This is a genomic window from Pseudoalteromonas sp. T1lg65 (assembly GCF_051930985.1).
In the GTDB taxonomy this organism is placed as follows: Bacteria; Pseudomonadota; Gammaproteobacteria; order Enterobacterales; family Alteromonadaceae; genus Pseudoalteromonas.
This window is the reverse complement of sequence record NZ_CP196838.1, coordinates 579,312-595,225: the sequence shown is the minus strand read 5'-3', so window position 1 is coordinate 595,225 and position 15,914 is coordinate 579,312. Positions and strand designations below refer to the sequence as shown.

Below are 15,914 nucleotides of genomic sequence, written 5' to 3'. Positions count from 1 at the left end.
AACCCGCTCGCGCGGGTTTGATGTTTTAGTTTGAGTCGATCCATTCGACTAGGGAACTACTTAAAGCTAGCAATGCTGTTTTTTGTTGCATTGACGGTTTTCCAAGCAAACGCTTCGCCCACTACGCCATAAGGTACTCCACCTAAACTCCAGTTTGGATTTGAGAAGTAATCATACTGCGTTGCATTTCCGAATACATGGGGATATGCCATGATACTGGCAAAGTTGTCTTGTACACCGTATCCCATGCCATCAACATAAACACCGCCGCGAGTATCGCCTTGTTTACGTGAGTGCGCTAGACCTTGATTGTGGCCAAGTTCGTGAACAAATGTTGTAGCACCGCAGTCAATACCTGTGATGCTGAACATGCGGTCACTCATATTTGAATATAAGTTACCGGTAGAGCTAGACCCTTGACCTACCCATGCTAGACCACAGGTAATATAGTTGCCATCTCGCTCACTAGTTCCTAATACAGCTACCATATCAGCACCCCATGAGTTGCGAAGGCCTGCCACGTAACTACTTTGAGTTACGCCGTTAAGCCAGCCACTGGTCGGAGTAATGTCATGGTTTCCTAGGTTTTGTGTACCAACTAAACGCAGCTGTAAATCTAACTGGTTTTGTGAGTAAACCTGGTTTGTGAAAGCGACTAGTTGATTGATCTTCGTGTTGATATTAGCTGTTGCTGCTGCTGATTGATTAGTATAAAGAATACCGATATCAATCGTTGTTGCAGATGCAAAGCTTGATAGGCTTAATGCCGTCGCTAGTGATAGGGCCTTTACAGTTGTATCCATGTTATTTTCCTTTCTTGTCTCTGTTATTTCACATTACTTATTGGTTTTGGGATCAAAAATATCTTGTTTGACGGTTATATATTCGTTTTCAGTTGATTCTGTCGGATGCAATTCTTCTTCTCGGTGAGAGCGATATAGATCTCGCTTTGCTGCGATCCAACCGTATTGCTCTTTTGATTCAAAAACGTAATTACCGCTTGGCGCCGTAAGTTGTCCGTAGATTGCATCTTTACCGATGGTTAATACTGTTGTATGGAACCTGCCATCAGCGCCAGTCACCGAACCAAACACACTTTTATCGCCGTTTGCAGCAATGCTGGTCGATGAAACTTCGGCGATAAAGCTTTCTTGAGTTTGTGGGATCAGTAGCTCAAAGGTGTCGCCACTTTCCAATGTGCGCAATGTATCTAAATCAAACTCGATATAAGCCTCGTTGTTTAAATCTTTGGGTAATACTTTTGCGTTTTCCAGAACAGACTTGGCAACATCTGAAAGCTTGTTTACGGCATAAAAATCGGACTGGTTAACAGGCTCATTATTTATGGGTTTATTTTGAGTCACTTTCACAGTGGAAGTATCTTGAATGTTTTTCAGCGAGCTTACGCTTTGCAATGGTGATGATTGTTGCTGAACTTGCGAATGGCTTAGCTCAGGAGCTTGCTGCTTATCAAAATAGAGGTATGCAGAAAAACCTGTGATTAATAATGTAGTTACACCGATAAGCTTGCGCATAGGTCATGTCCACCAAAGTTGTTAATATGTTTAAATAATATTCACTAGATTGTTCTAAGATCAACGTGTAATTTACATTGATTAACATGTTGTGATGGTGGTTTAGAGTTTAAACTCTTGAATAAGTTAAGATATTTTCATTAACAATTATTTACAATTGTGTTTTTGACCGGTAGTTTTTTGTGCGACGAGTCGCGAATTTGTCATATAAACCTGTTATGCAACGACAGGTAATGCACGAAAAATCACAATAATTTTGACTTATAGACCAGATACCTTCGTTGGATATTTAGCCATGGATTTTGAATATCGAGACTTAACTAAGCGTAATACTTCATCAGCAGAATGTTTATGGGGATCTGTAATGGGTTCCATTACTACAAAAGTTTTGTTTGAGTAGTCTATTGCCATAGGCACGATCGGAACTTGGGCTTGTTGAGCAATAAAAATAAATCCAGTTCGCCACTGGGAGGTGTATTTGCGTGTGCCTTCAGGCGCTAATCCCAAAATTAGAGTGGGTTGGCTGGCAAAAATTTGACTAACTTGATCTACAACACCATGAGCAGAGCTTCTATCAACGGGAATGCCACCAAGCCCTTTTAGAAGCCAACCCAAGGGGCCAACAAACAGAGAGTGTTTTCCTAAAAATTGAATTTTTACGTCTAGCGCTAATTTGACCGCGATGGCAATGATAAAATCCCAGTTTGAGGTATGCGGAGCGACAGCTGCTACAAATTTCCCGTAACAGGGAAAATCCCCCACCACGCGCCAGCCTGCAATTTTAAGCATGGCACGTCCAATAATTTTGCCAATAACACTGTTAGAAGTGGGAATGTTAGGGGGTAATACGGGCAACATATGGGCAAACTATTATGGTCACTGATAGTGAATATAGCATGCCAAGTCGTAGCGGTTAGTCAATTGTTACCCGATGCCAAATATCACCGTCGGAAAAAACTAACATTTGCTGGGTGTTGTTAATATTTACTTCTACCAAGTTTTTTTGTTGGGGCCAAATATCTCTCAGCGCAGTGTAGCTAATATTGAGCTGTGTGACATTGTTTAACGGTGTACTGACTTGCTGATGTACCCAGAAAAACGGGTGCTCTATCCTACTGCCCTTAAGTGTTATCGGTAGTTCATCACCGTTTTGGTTTTCCATAAGAAAGCTTTGGTGTACGTATCGCGACAATTTATCTCTTAAACCACTATCTGAATGCAACTCTCCTTTGGGGGAGAACAGTATTTCTACGGCGTGCTCTAATTCATGAACATGGAACCTGTGATGTATGTCAATTAGCTGCTTTTGCTCGTCGAAAGCAACATAGCTGGTGGTTGTGTGGAGCTGATGAGCATAGACGTTGCCTTGCGACAGCATCAACATTGCTAGTAAGTAGTGATGAAGTAACTTTGTGATATTTCCTTTGTTCAAAATTTGCAACCTCCTTCGGGTTTCCCAGAATTATTGAAAGTTTTGCATATACGTAAAACAAATCTAGAAACACTTACTATTGGACAAGCCAACAATTGAAGCGGATTGTAGCTTAGCATTGTTCGTGAAAAATGTGTTCTAACAATCACAATATTTGTTCTTGGGTAAGGCACTGGCTAATTTTTCTTCGTATCTTGCAAGGGACGCTGTGATTTATAAATATCAGTGAGTTAATTGACTATCAACATGTTGAATGTCCAAATTTGGAGGCTTATTTTTTGGCTATATAAAATCACTAATAAATATAAATGGGATAGTATTGTGGCTGTCACTGACATGCTATACCTATTATGTGCGCGTACACAGAGATGTGGACTTGGGGCATTTGTAGTGTGCCAACTTGGTATTCCGTCAAATTATTGTCTACATTTTTAAAATAAATAGATAAAAAGAAATTAGTAGTTGCTATCACCCTATATTTGTCTTTAAAATCGCGGACTTTACAGATTTTGGGTAAAACTGGCGTTAGTTTTGCTCTGTATTTTATACCCGTTTAGCAAAGAAATGTGGTGAACAGTATGGATTTTTACATACTCAAGAAACAAGAAGAATTTGTTGCGATTCCAGCAAACGAACAGTGTTGTAAAGAATACCTTGATGAAGGCTATTTTTACGTTGATAAAGTTGCAGCTTGTAATGAGAAGTCTGCAATTAGAAGTGTTCAGGAAAAGCACAATAAGGTATTTAAAGTCCCAGCGAAGGTTGTGTTGTTTGTAATACCGATAATGTTGTTTGCTTGGTGGTCGGTTACTCACTGATTGCTCTCGAGACAATCATCAAGCGAAATTAATTAGACAATGTTATATTAGCGTCCTTAGTCAAAAAGGAACGCTAAATGAAGGTCTTACATACATCAGATTGGCATCTCGGACAATCTTTCTACGAGCACGATCGGAATAACGAACATCAACGTTTTTTGGATTGGTTGGTCGAAACCCTTGCAACAGAGCAGATTGACGTGCTCATTGTTTGTGGTGATATATTTCATACTGCAACTCCCCCTGCTAGCGCCGAAAATCAGCTTTATTCCTTCATTCAAACGGCTAAGTCATGCTGCCCGAAACTACATATTGTTATCATTGCTGGAAATCACGATTCAGCCAGTCGCATTGAGACCGCAAAGCCATTACTGGCTTCTTTTTCTACCCATGTTGTAGGAAGATTTAATCGAGACAATCCAACGCAAGCGCTCATAAACCTCACGATAGATGATCAGGTATTACATATTCTTGCTATGCCTTTCCTCAGAAGCTCGGAATTACCAGTAACAAAGGAAAGCGGATATCAACAAGGTGTTCAAGCTGCATATCAGCTTCTCGAGCGTGAAATTAAGGAAATATCAGGGCCGATTTTAACAATGGGACACCTCCATGCTAAAGGCGGAACTATCTCTGAGGATTCGGAACGCAATATCAGTATTGGTGGATTTGAGTCGGTTTCAGCCGATGTATTTGGGAACAACACCAGCTATGTTGCGCTGGGTCATTTACATAAAGCACAACGTATCGCTCAGTGTGAGCACATCCGTTACAGCGGCACGCCTATGCCCATGTCTTTTTCTGAGCGTGATTATAAACATCAAGTGTTGGTAGCGGAATTTAGCGATGATCGGCTAATGAGTGTAAAGCCCCTTTACGTTCCTAGATTTAAAGACGTTATTTATCTACCAGATAAGGGCGCAGCTGATCTTAAAACAATTTGCGAGCTTATCGAAAACTTCGACTGGCAACAGTTTCCAGTAGCGCCTTATGTCAGGTTAAGATTGTCCGCAACTGAAATGAGTAGTCAGTTTAGAGTCGAAATTGAACAAGCCTTGGCTGGAAAGCCTGTGACTTTTTGTGGTATCGAGCGTGTTTCAGAAAGCACACCTACAAAATCATTACAGCTTGAAGATATTGCTAGTGTAGAACGTTTGTCACCCTTTACTTTATTAAACGTCGCCTTTCAGGAAATTCAAGGCTGTGAAGAGGATGCGCCAAAAGAAATACACGATAAACTCGCCCAAGTATTGGCTGAGTTAGAGGAAGAACAAGGATGAGACTTGAACGTATCGAAGTAAAAAATCTCGCGTCGTTGGTTGACGCACATGTCGACTTTACCCAAACACCATTGCAAGAGTCAGGGATATTTGCCATCACGGGTGATACCGGTGCTGGTAAAAGCACTTTGCTTGATGCTATCTGTTTAGCGCTGTATGGTAAAACAGCAAGATTAAAATCTGATGCGAAAAGTAAAGTCATGTTTAATGGCGATGATATCAAGCTCAATGACCCTCGTAACCTGTTGCGCAGAGGAACAGCAGAAGGCTATGCAAAAGTTGACTTTACTGCACAAGATGGCAATTCCTATCAGGCAATTTGGTCGGTAAAACGCGCCAGAAAGAAAGCGTCAGGTGCGCTACAAGAAGCTGCATTAGAACTAATTTCACTGCCCGATGAAAAGCGGATCTGTGATGGCAAGCGAGACACCTTGCAGCGTATAGAGCAACTAGTAGGTTTAAGCTTTGAGCAATTTACGCGCGCCGTATTACTGGCACAGCACGAGTTTTCTGCATTTTTGAAAGCCAGTGCGGATGAACGGGCACAATTATTAGAGTGTCTCACAGGGACTGAAAAGTTTAGTCATATTGGTAAAGCGGTTTTTGAAAAGCATAAGCAAAAAAAACAGCAATTAGAAAACCAGCAAACAAAGCTGGGCATGATTTCTCTCCTCACTGAAGAACAAAGATCACAACTCACTGAACAACTATCTCAAAATAAGCAGCTATACCACTCAAGCAAAGCAGAGTTTGATGACTTACAAACGAAAATGCAGTGGCTACAGGAGCTAAAAGTTCGACAGGAGAAACTGGCAGAAACCAAAAGCAAACAGAATACGCTAGCAAGTCAGTTAGCTTCATTGCAAGACGAAAAACTAGTCGCAGAGCAGGTACTCTTAGTCGAGGAAGTACGCGATAATCGCCAACAGTATCAGCTAAATAATGAAGAGCTGGTCGGTATTTCAGAGCGGTTGCAAGCCCTTCAGCAAAGAGATTTTGCATTAGAGCAAACTAAGTTGGAAGAATTTCTGCAAGGCTGCGATAAAACGCTGTCAATGCGGCAAGCAGTATTCAAGCAAGCTGAGCCGGCAATTAAGCAAGTAAAAGAGCTGGATGAGCGTAAATCAGTTATAGATGAAACGCGTAAATTACACCAGCAGGTTTTGGCAGAAGAAACGGCTAAGCGTGCTACACAAACACAGCATTTACAGGCCGTTAGTAACAGTTTAAAAGAGACTAGTAATAGGCTGCACGAAACGGAAAAGGCGTTATCTGCAACACAAGCAGTGGCTGCGATTAGTGATAATTGGCAAACAATAAAGCGTCAATTCGTGAGTTTGCGTGATGCACAGTCTCGCTTGGCAGACATAGCGCGGGAACAAGCATCATATACAGCCTCTCAAAAAGAGTTAGAAGATAAACGTATTGAGAAAAAGCAGCAACTAGAGTCACTAACCGCACATTATCAACATACACAAAATATCCTTTCTGACATCGAACAAGCGCTAACAGCCTTCAGCAACCGAGATTTAAATGAAGAACAACTACATTGTCAAAGTTACATTCAAGCAATGCAAACTGTCTCGCAACAAGAGTCCGCTTTGTTACAACTCGATGCTAGAAAAACGCAGCATCAGGTTGCGCTAGAAAGGCTTGAATTACAACTTAAAGACACGCTTCAGCAAGAAGAGATCAGCAAGCAAAGAGTGGCGATTGCACAAGACAACTTGGCACAGATAAACTTACGTGCCAGTGAGCATGTTAGTGCCCTGCGAGCTAAGTTAAAGCCGGGTGAAGAGTGTATGGTATGTGGTGCTAGAGAGCATCCATACGGAGTTGACCATATTGACGAACACTGGACTCGGCTTATCGATGACTTTAATAGTCAACTGCGAAAAGCAGAATTAGCCAAAGAGCAAGTAAGAGCAAGACACAATCAGATTGTGGCAGATAAAGAGAGAGAAAATGCTAATTTTCATTCTGCTGTAAATGAAATTGCGCAAACTCAGCAAAACATTAGCAATCAACGTGAACTCATCGCGGCACTTCCTGATGCATTTGTGGGTATGGCATTACCTGAAGCTCAGCAACGGCTTGCCGATATTGTCGCCTTAATTGCTCAAAGTCAGACACTCTATCAATCACAAAGAGAACAAGTACAGGCCGTTCAGAATGCGGTTAGTGCATTAAATGAGGCGAAAGAGCAGCAACAGCACTTAACTGAACGCTCGTATCAGCTTAGTAGCTTGATTGAAAGCTTAGGTGCTGAAAAAGACCGTATTGGTGAACTCTACCAAACAAATCTGTCAGAGCTGAAGGCGCTGTATGATGAAGAACTTTGGTGGCAACAGTTTGATGTTAATTCAGACAAAGCATTGGGTGAACTTACGGATATCGTGCTAAACAGGAAACAAACCGAATCACAATATCAGTCACTTAGTGAGCTTTTGGATACGGAAGTGGCTCGACAATCGCAGCTGCAGTTACAAGTAAATGAACTGAATGAACGTATTGAGGTGGAACAACAAAAGGTTACGGTCCTTAACAAAGAGTTGACGGAGCTTGCCACTTTAAGGTTGCAACACTTACCAGCTGAACTCTCGCTTGAGCAATGGGTCGCTGAATTTACAGAAGCAGTTTCTACAGCAAAAGAACAAAAAGGCCAGGCCGAAAAGGCGCTTTATCAGCTACAGCAAGAACGAGAGAAAGCGCAAATAAATATTGCGTCGCTTCAGCAAAGACAAGCTCAAATCAGAACGACTCAAAACCAGTTGGATGAACGTTTTACGAATTGGTTGGCGGACCATCAACAATTCGCGCTAAGCCACGAAAAAGTGGAGGCACTTCTTGGTTGTGATCAACAGCAAGCTAAGTTACAAATAGAGAATTATGTGTCGTTAGATAGACAACTCGAAAAAACCAGGCTGCATGTTGAACACCAGTTGGAAGAAATCGAGCAATTGTCATCTAAATATCCAGAGCAACCAGATCAAAAGGACTTGGCTGTTCAACTCCAGCAAAAACGAACTCAGGTCGCACAAACTCACGGTGAGTTACTTAAGGTACAAAGTGCATTGGAAATTGATGAGCGAAACCGTGCTAACCATGCTGAGCATGCAAAACAACTAGAACTACTGCATCAGGATTATGAAGGATGGTTTTTGTTGGATAAACTGCTCGGAGATGCAACAGGTAAAAAATTGCGCAATTGGGCTCAGACACAAACACTGAAAATACTGCTCCAGTATGCCAATTTGCAGCTAGCTTCACTATCCAAGCGATATGCGTTAGTTGCAATAGATCAAAGTTTAGATATTGCCATCATAGATAAAGATATGGCCGATGAAAAACGTAGTGTGAATACCCTTTCTGGTGGTGAATCATTTCTGGTTTCATTGGCTTTAGCGCTGGGACTTGCGTCGTTATCGTCAAATAAAGTGCGAATAAACTCATTATTTATAGATGAGGGATTTGGCACACTGGACCCCGAGACGCTATCAGTAGCACTAGATGCTTTGGATTCCCTACAAGCTCAAGGCCGAAAAGTCGGGGTTATTTCTCATGTTGCGCAAATGAGCGAGCGTATTGCAACGCAAATTCAGGTCAACAAGCAACCTGGCGGCTATTCTAGTATCATCATTAAACAACAATAGAGAGTAAATACGATGCCAACATTTCAAGGAGAACAGGCAGATAATTATGATCAGCGAATCGTAAAGTTAATACCTGGCTATGACTTACTTCATACCCTGACAGCGGCACAGCTAGTCAGTGTGTTTCCTGACGAGGCAAAAATTTTAGTGATCGGGGCTGGCACGGGTAAGGAAATTATCGAGCTGGCCAAGGTCAACTCCAAGTGGACTTTTATTGCTCAGGATGTGTCCTCAGATATGCTCGCGATTGCAGATCAGAATTTTACTAAGTTAGGCATTTCAAGCCGAGTTGATATTCATGTTGGAGATATCAACGAGCAGCATTATCAGGCGGATGTAGCACTGTGCCTACTGGTGTTGCATTTTCTAAAAGACGATGGCAGCAAAAAGCAGTTGCTAAAGCAGATCAACAAACAACTAAAGCAAGATGGCCTATTACTGATTGCAGATCTTGAAAAGCCAATGACATCCTTTGAGCGCCCTGCTCAGCTTACTGCGTGCCAGTGGCTAGGGCTGACCGACGTCGGCAGAGCCAATACTGAATTGGCGTTAGAGCGAGAATTTTACCCACTCGATAAGATGCGCTTTGCAGAATTACTGGCTGAAGCGGGTTTTGACACGCCTAAGCTCTATTTTAAGGCGCTAGGTTTTGCAGCGCATAGTTGTAAGAAATAAAGTTCACTCATCGACTTTTTAGTTAGTAAAATCATGATCTCTTATATAAAGTTAATAAAATCAAAAGGTTAGAGTTTGTATGATGTCGTGACTTACAACAGAGATCAGAATTTTACTTAGTAAATTCCTGATCTCTGTGGGTAAGTTAAGGAATTTCGTTTATGAGAGCTGCTAAGCGTTTGATTTTTAGGTTACTTAATTGACGATAATCTAAAAACGGACAAATAATGAGGTGATTTTCCGTGTCGATAGCAAATTCAGCATCGAGCCACACCAATGAGTTGGTAAAAATATGATCTCTTAGTAATGACTTGGCATAGGTGCGGCCTGCGATAATATGCCAATCATAATTCTCAGCCTGTAAATCCGGCGATGAAAAGAGCAATGCCTCTTGTGAGTGAGCCTGTAATAACGACTTATCACGATAATCCTGCCAATCACGGTGGTTAGTAAAATTGTGATCTGACCATGCAATAGCGTCGAGTATTTTTGCATAGACGTTAAATATTTTGCGCCATCCATTGCCACATTGATTAGAAATAAACTCAAGCTCTCCCTGCCCGAGCGCCTTCAACCCATTGAGATTCAGGTATTCGTCGAGTTTAGGTGGATGCTCGATGTAGATAGCGAGTTTACCTCTCGGTACACCAAAGCCACGAGTTAGTATTTTTTTGTTCTGAGTAGTATTTATCATTGTTGCGGTGAATATTGTTTAACTTTTTGCACTGTTGTAACGCCATGAAAATTCGTAAAATTCAGAATATACTTGATTAAAATGAGCCAAAGGTAAACAAATTTCGTAGATAGGTTTTAGTATAATGGAGAACCTCGATGACAAAAACAATCTATGCATTTATTACAGCAACTTTATTTTCTTGTGTTTTTCTCATAGGGTGCACTGGTGTCCCTCAGGGTATTGAGCCTGTTAAAAATTTTGATTTGGATAGATACAAGGGAACTTGGTATGAGCTCGCTCGTCTGGATCACCGTTTCGAAAGAGGAATGCAAAATGTTACGGCGACATATTCGATAAACCAAGATGGGTCCGTCAAAGTCGTTAATAAGGGGCTTGTGACAGATGAGAAACAATGGAAAGAAGCAATTGGCAAAGCTAAGTTTGACGATAGTTCAGACGTCGCACATTTAAAAGTTTCTTTTTTTGGTCCATTTTACGGAAGTTATGTGGTGTTTGAATTGGACAAAGACTATCAGTACGCATACGTCACAAGTTACGATAAGGATTATTTGTGGTTATTGTCTCGCACTCCTTCGGTCGACGAAACAGTAATGCAGGAGTTTATATCTAAAACGAAAGCACTCGGATTTAAAACGGACGAATTGATTTTTGTGTCACATGAACCAGTGAACTAAATCGGATGAACCTATTGGAACTGTCAACCCCCTTTACAGTACCTTTTTTAGGTTCTTTGTGGCTTTTTGCACTCTGCACAAATCAACAGCAAGGATTTTCCAATCCAAACTTCTCAACAAATTCTAATCCCGTCTTTTAACTGTAGGAAATACTTAACATTTATTTATATTTAGTGTAACAGCTCTTATTCATGCTATTTCGCTCTCTACAAAAATAATATTCTTAACTGGAGTGAGTAATGAAGCGTGTAGCATATTCGTTAATAGCAGCAGCTGTTGCTATGTCTTTAACAGCCTGTGATGGTGATGATGGCTCTCAGGGACCTGCTGGTCCTCAAGGCGAGCAAGGAGTTACTGGCCAGGATGGCACCGACGGTGCTGATGGCAAAAACGGCGTAGATGGCACAAACGGCGTAGATGGCCGTGATGGAAGCGCCAATGTCCCTGGGCTTGTGCGCATTGCTACTGTGCCTGCCGGTGCTGAAGTAACTGGGCTTTTCTTGACCGAAGGCGGCGACTTGTTCTTTAACGTGCAGCATCCCAATGATAGCAACACTAAAACAGATAAATTCAACAACAAAGCATTTAACACAGGTACGGTCGGTGTTTTGACTGGCGTAAACTTTAATAACTTACCTAAGAATATTGTTAACTCACCAGTACCTAAATCTACACTAGAGCAAGAAACTGTGATCTCAGCTGTAGGTCAATATCAGATATTAGGTCAAACTGGTGATACTTTTGCAGAACTTGGTAGTAAGGGAGTTACAGGTGGGTTAGGCGTCCACTATAGCTTAAATACTGGGGAAGAAATTATTAAAAACGACAACCCAGATTTCAATGGATTTATCCCTGTAGATGCGAACACAGGTTACTTGTTTACTAACTGGGAAGCGTATCCAGGAGGAATGAGTCGATTAAAAATGAGCAAAGCTGCCAGTGGTAAATGGTCGGTAGAAGAAGCGATGATGGTAGATTTTGACCTCGTCAAAGGAACAGCGGCAAACTGTTTTGGTTCGGTTTCTCCATGGGGCACGCCACTAACATCTGAAGAGTGGATTGTGTGGTCTTCAGTAGACTCGACACAAGATCCTAACTGGAATAATCCTGAGGAAACGGGTAATGATACTATGGAAGCGCTTACAGCTCCTGATTTCCCTAACCCTTATGATTATGGCTACATTGCAGAGGTACAAGATCCAACTTCTAACACACCTAAGGTCGTTAAGCATTTCACAATTGGCCGCTATGAACATGAAAATTCAGTCGTTATGCCTGATGAACGTACCGTTTATTCTTCTCAGGATGATACCGGTGGTGTGCTATTCAAGTTTATTGCTGATCAACCGAAGGATCTTAGTTCGGGAACCTTGTATGCAGCCAAATTGACCCAAGATGCCGGATTAACAGATCCTGCGGTAACAGGGTTTGATGTCACTTGGGTGGAGTTAGCTTCAGGTTCTAATGTGCAAATTGAAACTTGGATCAATGAGTATGACAGCATCAATGAGAGTGATTTTGTTGAAGGCAAAACCAGCTACCTTTCAGTGGCAGATGTGAAAGCGTGGGCAACTGGCGCAGCAACCTACCCTACTGTCGAAAACGGAGGGGGAAAAGTCACGGCTGGAAAACCGATGGATAATCGCGCTGCATTCCTTGAGTCGCGTCAAGCTGCGAAACAAAAAGGGGCTACTGCCGAATGGCGTAAGTTAGAAGGGATCAGTATTAATTACAATCGAGTCTTAGAAGCGGTTACCGGCCAAGATGTGGTGCCCGACGAAATCGTAGACAAAGCGTATATGTATATTGGGATTGCCGATATTGATAATACGATGATCGATGGTGAAGGTGATATTCAACTATCTGCTCGAGTTAAAGACTGTGGTGGTGTTTATCGTGCTCATATTGATAATAGCTATAACTTAACTCGTATCGAACCGGTACTAATGGGCGGAACTTACCGTTCCAGTCTAACAGGTGCAGAAAAGTGTGATGTTAATCAGCTCTCACAACCGGACAATGTTATTGTTATGGAAGATGGCCGAATCATCATTGGTGAGGATGGCTTCCAAGAAAATAACACACTTTGGCTTTACGACCCTAAAGCAAATTAAGTGTTATTCGGCAGCTCTAGGGAGCTGCCTTTTTTTATTTAAAAATGGGAGTCATAAAAATGAAACACCTGAGCTTGTCATGTGTCGTCTCAGTAGGTTTTTTATTAGTAGGTTGTGATGATGAGCAAACCACAAAAGCCGTGCCATTAGGTCATTTATCTGCACAGGCGCAGCCGACAGCACCTTATCAAGAAACTAATAATATACCAGCAATAGCCTATATGGAGCATAACGAAGTTTATAATCCAGAGTCTGTTATTCCACCACAGTGTTACACCAAAACAGACGGTGTAAACAACCCTTGCTACGCCTGCCATCAATCATATGATGACAAAAAACGACCCAACATTATGCGTGATGCTAGTTTGCAAGGTGCTTATGAGTTTTCAGATTTGGGCTTTAAAAATCATTGGAAAAACTTGTTCAAAGATCGTTCGACATTAATTGAAGGGATTTCAGATCAAGATATTACTAACTGGGTTGAGGAAGACAATTACACGCCATTTATCAATAAAATGAAGCAGAACTCAGACTGGACGGGTGAAGTTACACCGCTTAACGACCTAGCATTTCCTGAAAAGGCATTCGACGAATTCGGTTTTGCGAAAGATGGCAGTGGTTGGGTAGCTTTCAATTATAAGCCTTTTCCTAGTACTTTCTGGCCAACCAATGGTTCGACCGGCGACGTTATGATTAGACTCGATAGAGCCTTTCAAACCCGGACCGGACGTTATAATAAGGACGTTTACTTAACCAATCTCAGCTTGGTAGAAATGGCTGTAAAGGACCTTGACAGTATTTCAGTTCCTGAAATATCCGAGGCCAACGTGGGTCAAGATTTAAATGGTGATGGCGTACTCTCTATTGTAAAACGCATAACCAAATTGGATACCTATGTAGGTGATGCTAATCGTACCGCTTTGGCTTATCAGCTGTATCCTGAGGGAACAGAATTTCTGCATACGGTGAGATATATTGGAGTTGATGAAAATGGGGAGATCTATAACGCCCCGCGTTTGAAAGAATTGCGTTATATGAAGAAGCACAAGTTCAAGAGCAAGCAGTTACTTGGTTCGGCTTACTATCGCGAAGCTAAAGAAAAGTCGTTTGAAAATTTACCACAAACACTCTATTTAGGTGATCGGGGGATCAATAATAATTTTGGTTGGACTATCAACGGCTATATCGAAGATAAGCAAGGTAATTTACGTCCGCAACATAAACAAGAGCTTGCGTTTTGTAACGGTTGCCATAAAACCGTTGGTTCTACCTATGACCAAACTTTTTCTTTCGCGCGCAAAGTTGAAGGCGCTGCTGGTTGGGGCTACATCAACTTAAAGGCTATGAAAGATGTACCCAATAAAGGAGAGTTAAAGGGGGAGTTTTTAACTTATATGGAGCGCGTTGGCGGCGGTGATGAATTTAGACAAAATCAAGAAATGTTAAAACGTTGGTTCAATGCTGATGGCTCGCTTAACCAAACTAAAGTAAAACGTGCTAAAAGTTTATATGAGCTTATCACGCCGTCTAAAGAACGTGCGTTGGCACTAAATAAGGCGTATTTTACTATCGTAAAAGAGCAAAGCTACCTATTTGGTAGAGATGCGACTCTTGTAAAAGCGAAGAACGTACTAGAGCAAGTTGATGAATCTCAGCAGCCTTTGTCACCTGAACATCGTTATGTGTGGGATATGCAGTTGGATTGGTCCAACTCAACAGAAGCGCCGTAACTTTTCTTCTATGCGGCTGAGTTAATTGGCCGCACCGATTTACATTTAGGGCTAACCTTCAATTGATAGATCACTTTTTTACTAACTCCCCGCGAATTTAGGCCAAACTTAAAACCTATAATTGTTATCACAGATCACGAAATTACTAACTCGAATAGTTAAATTTTCTCAGATCAGATTTTTACTAACCAGTTGCAAGGAAAAGTCAGTTTTAGATCGCTATTTTACTAACTTAATTTGGGCAAGTAGCAATTTTTGATAAGTTTTGCTTCATATTTACACTTATTAGCGATTGAAATTTTTATAGAAAGCTTAAAACGATCGACTTTTAGGGGGTTGAGTAACAAAGCTTAGTAAAATAGTGATCTCTATATCATTCAGTTAGTCAAAATCTGATCTAGTATCACGCTCACGCCATAACTAATCGTTATTGTTGGACTCTCTGATATTCCTCTGAGCATTATTAGAGGGTTATTAAAGCCTAAAACCCTTTTTAAGAAAGCACTATTAGTATAATTCTGATCTGTATTTTGTTTGAGTAGAGTAATGAAATTGATAGTCACCATCTTTGTGGTTGAAGCTCGCTCAATAACCGTGAGTTGGTATAATATTGATCTCAATTTACGCGTCAATACAGTGGAGTCTTTAATACGATGACTAATATTTTTACCGAAGTGAAAAATTGCTCTCTGTGCCAAGACTCTCTCCCTAAACCACCTAATCCTGTTGTACAGTTAAACAAACACGCAAAAATACTTATTATAGGTCAAGCTCCTGGTCGGATGGCTCATGACAACTCTAAGCCGTTTAGTGATGCGAGTGGAGAGCGTTTACGAGGTTGGTTGGGCGTCTCTGAAGAAGTATTTTACAACCCGCTTAATTTCGCCATCATGCCGATGAGCTTTTGTTATCCAGGAAAGGGAAGCTCGGGTGATCTACCCCCACTAAAACGTTGTGCACCGCATTGGCATGCCAGATTAAATGCAGAACTCAAAATGGCTGAGCTGACATTACTAGTGGGGCAATATGCTCAGCGTTACTATTTACCTAATTATCAGGGAGTAACTCATGCGGTACGAAACGAGGGAAGTGCGCAGAAACAACTACTTTGTGTTCCGCACCCAAGCCCCAGAAATCATTTTTGGGTTAGAAAAAACACGTGGTTTGAAACCGATGTACTTCCTCGCTTACAAACTCGTGTAAAGGAAGTGTTAAATTTTTAATGGCGCGACCACTTTAATTTCGCTCAACGGTTGATTAAACTTAGCTAATGCCGCATACTTCTGCGTGTTCTTACAGGCTACAC

General features: G+C 41.5%; 13 protein-coding genes. 8 read left to right on the top strand and 5 right to left on the bottom strand.

Annotated features, from left to right (window positions below):
• Positions 1-56: 56 nt before the first annotated feature.
• The 4 genes from ACSLBF_RS19730 to ACSLBF_RS19715 form a co-directional block, all read right to left on the bottom strand.
• Positions 57-803 carry a reprolysin-like metallopeptidase gene (locus ACSLBF_RS19730; protein WP_440056343.1) on the bottom strand — a complete coding sequence of 249 codons (747 nt, stop codon included), beginning with the start codon at positions 801-803 and terminating at the stop codon, positions 57-59.
• Between the two features lie 33 nt (positions 804-836).
• A complete protein-coding gene (locus tag ACSLBF_RS19725; RefSeq protein ID WP_440056342.1) occupies positions 837-1,535 on the bottom strand; it encodes a hypothetical protein in 699 nt (232 codons plus the stop codon).
• 261 nt (positions 1,536-1,796) lie between these two features.
• Positions 1,797-2,324, bottom strand: a complete 528-nt coding sequence (locus ACSLBF_RS19720; protein ID WP_440056341.1) for a 1-acyl-sn-glycerol-3-phosphate acyltransferase — start codon at positions 2,322-2,324, stop codon at positions 1,797-1,799.
• A 124-nt stretch (positions 2,325-2,448) separates the two neighbouring features.
• Positions 2,449-2,967, bottom strand: coding sequence for a DUF6702 family protein (locus ACSLBF_RS19715; protein WP_440056340.1), 519 nt, complete (start codon positions 2,965-2,967; stop codon positions 2,449-2,451).
• A 578-nt stretch (positions 2,968-3,545) separates the two neighbouring features.
• On the opposite strand from ACSLBF_RS19715, the gene ACSLBF_RS19710 reads away from it, so the two are divergent.
• The 4 genes from ACSLBF_RS19710 to ACSLBF_RS19695 all read left to right on the top strand — a co-directional run bounded on the left by ACSLBF_RS19710 (position 3,546) and on the right by ACSLBF_RS19695 (position 9,393).
• Positions 3,546-3,785 (top strand): hypothetical protein, encoded by a 240-nt coding sequence (locus ACSLBF_RS19710; RefSeq protein ID WP_440056339.1) that lies wholly within the window; start codon positions 3,546-3,548, stop codon positions 3,783-3,785.
• Between the two features lie 77 nt (positions 3,786-3,862).
• Positions 3,863-5,065 (top strand): exonuclease subunit SbcD, encoded by a 1,203-nt coding sequence (sbcD, locus tag ACSLBF_RS19705; RefSeq protein ID WP_440056338.1) that lies wholly within the window; start codon positions 3,863-3,865, stop codon positions 5,063-5,065.
• Positions 5,062-8,718, top strand: coding sequence for an AAA family ATPase (locus ACSLBF_RS19700; protein ID WP_440056337.1), 3,657 nt, complete (start codon positions 5,062-5,064; stop codon positions 8,716-8,718). Before sbcD ends, ACSLBF_RS19700 begins: the two co-directional genes overlap by 4 nt.
• A gap of 12 nt (positions 8,719-8,730) precedes the next feature.
• The gene (locus tag ACSLBF_RS19695; RefSeq protein ID WP_440056336.1) at positions 8,731-9,393 is read left to right on the top strand and encodes a class I SAM-dependent methyltransferase; all 663 of its coding nucleotides are present in this window, start codon (positions 8,731-8,733) and stop codon (positions 9,391-9,393) included.
• A gap of 145 nt (positions 9,394-9,538) precedes the next feature.
• Here the strand turns inward: ACSLBF_RS19695 and ACSLBF_RS19690 are convergent, their stop codons facing one another.
• Positions 9,539-10,087 (bottom strand): DUF6942 family protein, encoded by a 549-nt coding sequence (locus ACSLBF_RS19690; RefSeq protein WP_440056335.1) that lies wholly within the window; start codon positions 10,085-10,087, stop codon positions 9,539-9,541.
• A 137-nt stretch (positions 10,088-10,224) separates the two neighbouring features.
• Here ACSLBF_RS19690 and ACSLBF_RS19685 point away from each other — a divergent pair, with 137 nt between their 5' ends.
• From ACSLBF_RS19685 to ACSLBF_RS19670, 4 genes are all read left to right on the top strand, one after another.
• Entirely contained in the window at positions 10,225-10,764 is a 540-nt protein-coding gene (locus ACSLBF_RS19685) for a lipocalin family protein (protein ID WP_440056334.1), read from the top strand.
• A 239-nt stretch (positions 10,765-11,003) separates the two neighbouring features.
• The gene (locus ACSLBF_RS19680; protein WP_440056333.1) at positions 11,004-12,878 is read left to right on the top strand and encodes an alkaline phosphatase PhoX; all 1,875 of its coding nucleotides are present in this window, start codon (positions 11,004-11,006) and stop codon (positions 12,876-12,878) included.
• A 59-nt stretch (positions 12,879-12,937) separates the two neighbouring features.
• Positions 12,938-14,608 carry a hypothetical protein gene (locus ACSLBF_RS19675; RefSeq protein ID WP_440056332.1) on the top strand — a complete coding sequence of 557 codons (1,671 nt, stop codon included), beginning with the start codon at positions 12,938-12,940 and terminating at the stop codon, positions 14,606-14,608.
• A gap of 653 nt (positions 14,609-15,261) precedes the next feature.
• Positions 15,262-15,831, top strand: coding sequence for a uracil-DNA glycosylase family protein (locus tag ACSLBF_RS19670; protein ID WP_440056331.1), 570 nt, complete (start codon positions 15,262-15,264; stop codon positions 15,829-15,831).
• The last annotated feature ends 83 nt before the right edge of the window (positions 15,832-15,914 follow it).

Bases quoted from the DNA above. Each gene is read 5' to 3' on its own strand.
- ACSLBF_RS19730 (WP_440056343.1), bottom strand. From the start codon at position 803: ATGGATACAACTGTAAAGGCCCTATCACTAGCGACGGCATTAAGCCTA.
- ACSLBF_RS19725 (WP_440056342.1), bottom strand. From the start codon at position 1,535: ATGCGCAAGCTTATCGGTGTAACTACATTATTAATCACAGGTTTTTCT.
- ACSLBF_RS19720 (WP_440056341.1), bottom strand. From the start codon at position 2,324: ATGCTTAAAATTGCAGGCTGGCGCGTGGTGGGGGATTTTCCCTGTTAC.
- ACSLBF_RS19710 (WP_440056339.1), top strand. From the start codon at position 3,546: ATGGATTTTTACATACTCAAGAAACAAGAAGAATTTGTTGCGATTCCA.
- sbcD (WP_440056338.1), top strand. From the start codon at position 3,863: ATGAAGGTCTTACATACATCAGATTGGCATCTCGGACAATCTTTCTAC.
- ACSLBF_RS19700 (WP_440056337.1), top strand. From the start codon at position 5,062: ATGAGACTTGAACGTATCGAAGTAAAAAATCTCGCGTCGTTGGTTGAC.
- ACSLBF_RS19695 (WP_440056336.1), top strand. From the start codon at position 8,731: ATGCCAACATTTCAAGGAGAACAGGCAGATAATTATGATCAGCGAATC.
- ACSLBF_RS19690 (WP_440056335.1), bottom strand. From the start codon at position 10,087: ATGATAAATACTACTCAGAACAAAAAAATACTAACTCGTGGCTTTGGT.
- ACSLBF_RS19685 (WP_440056334.1), top strand. From the start codon at position 10,225: ATGACAAAAACAATCTATGCATTTATTACAGCAACTTTATTTTCTTGT.
- ACSLBF_RS19680 (WP_440056333.1), top strand. From the start codon at position 11,004: ATGAAGCGTGTAGCATATTCGTTAATAGCAGCAGCTGTTGCTATGTCT.
- ACSLBF_RS19675 (WP_440056332.1), top strand. From the start codon at position 12,938: ATGAAACACCTGAGCTTGTCATGTGTCGTCTCAGTAGGTTTTTTATTA.
- ACSLBF_RS19670 (WP_440056331.1), top strand. From the start codon at position 15,262: ATGACTAATATTTTTACCGAAGTGAAAAATTGCTCTCTGTGCCAAGAC.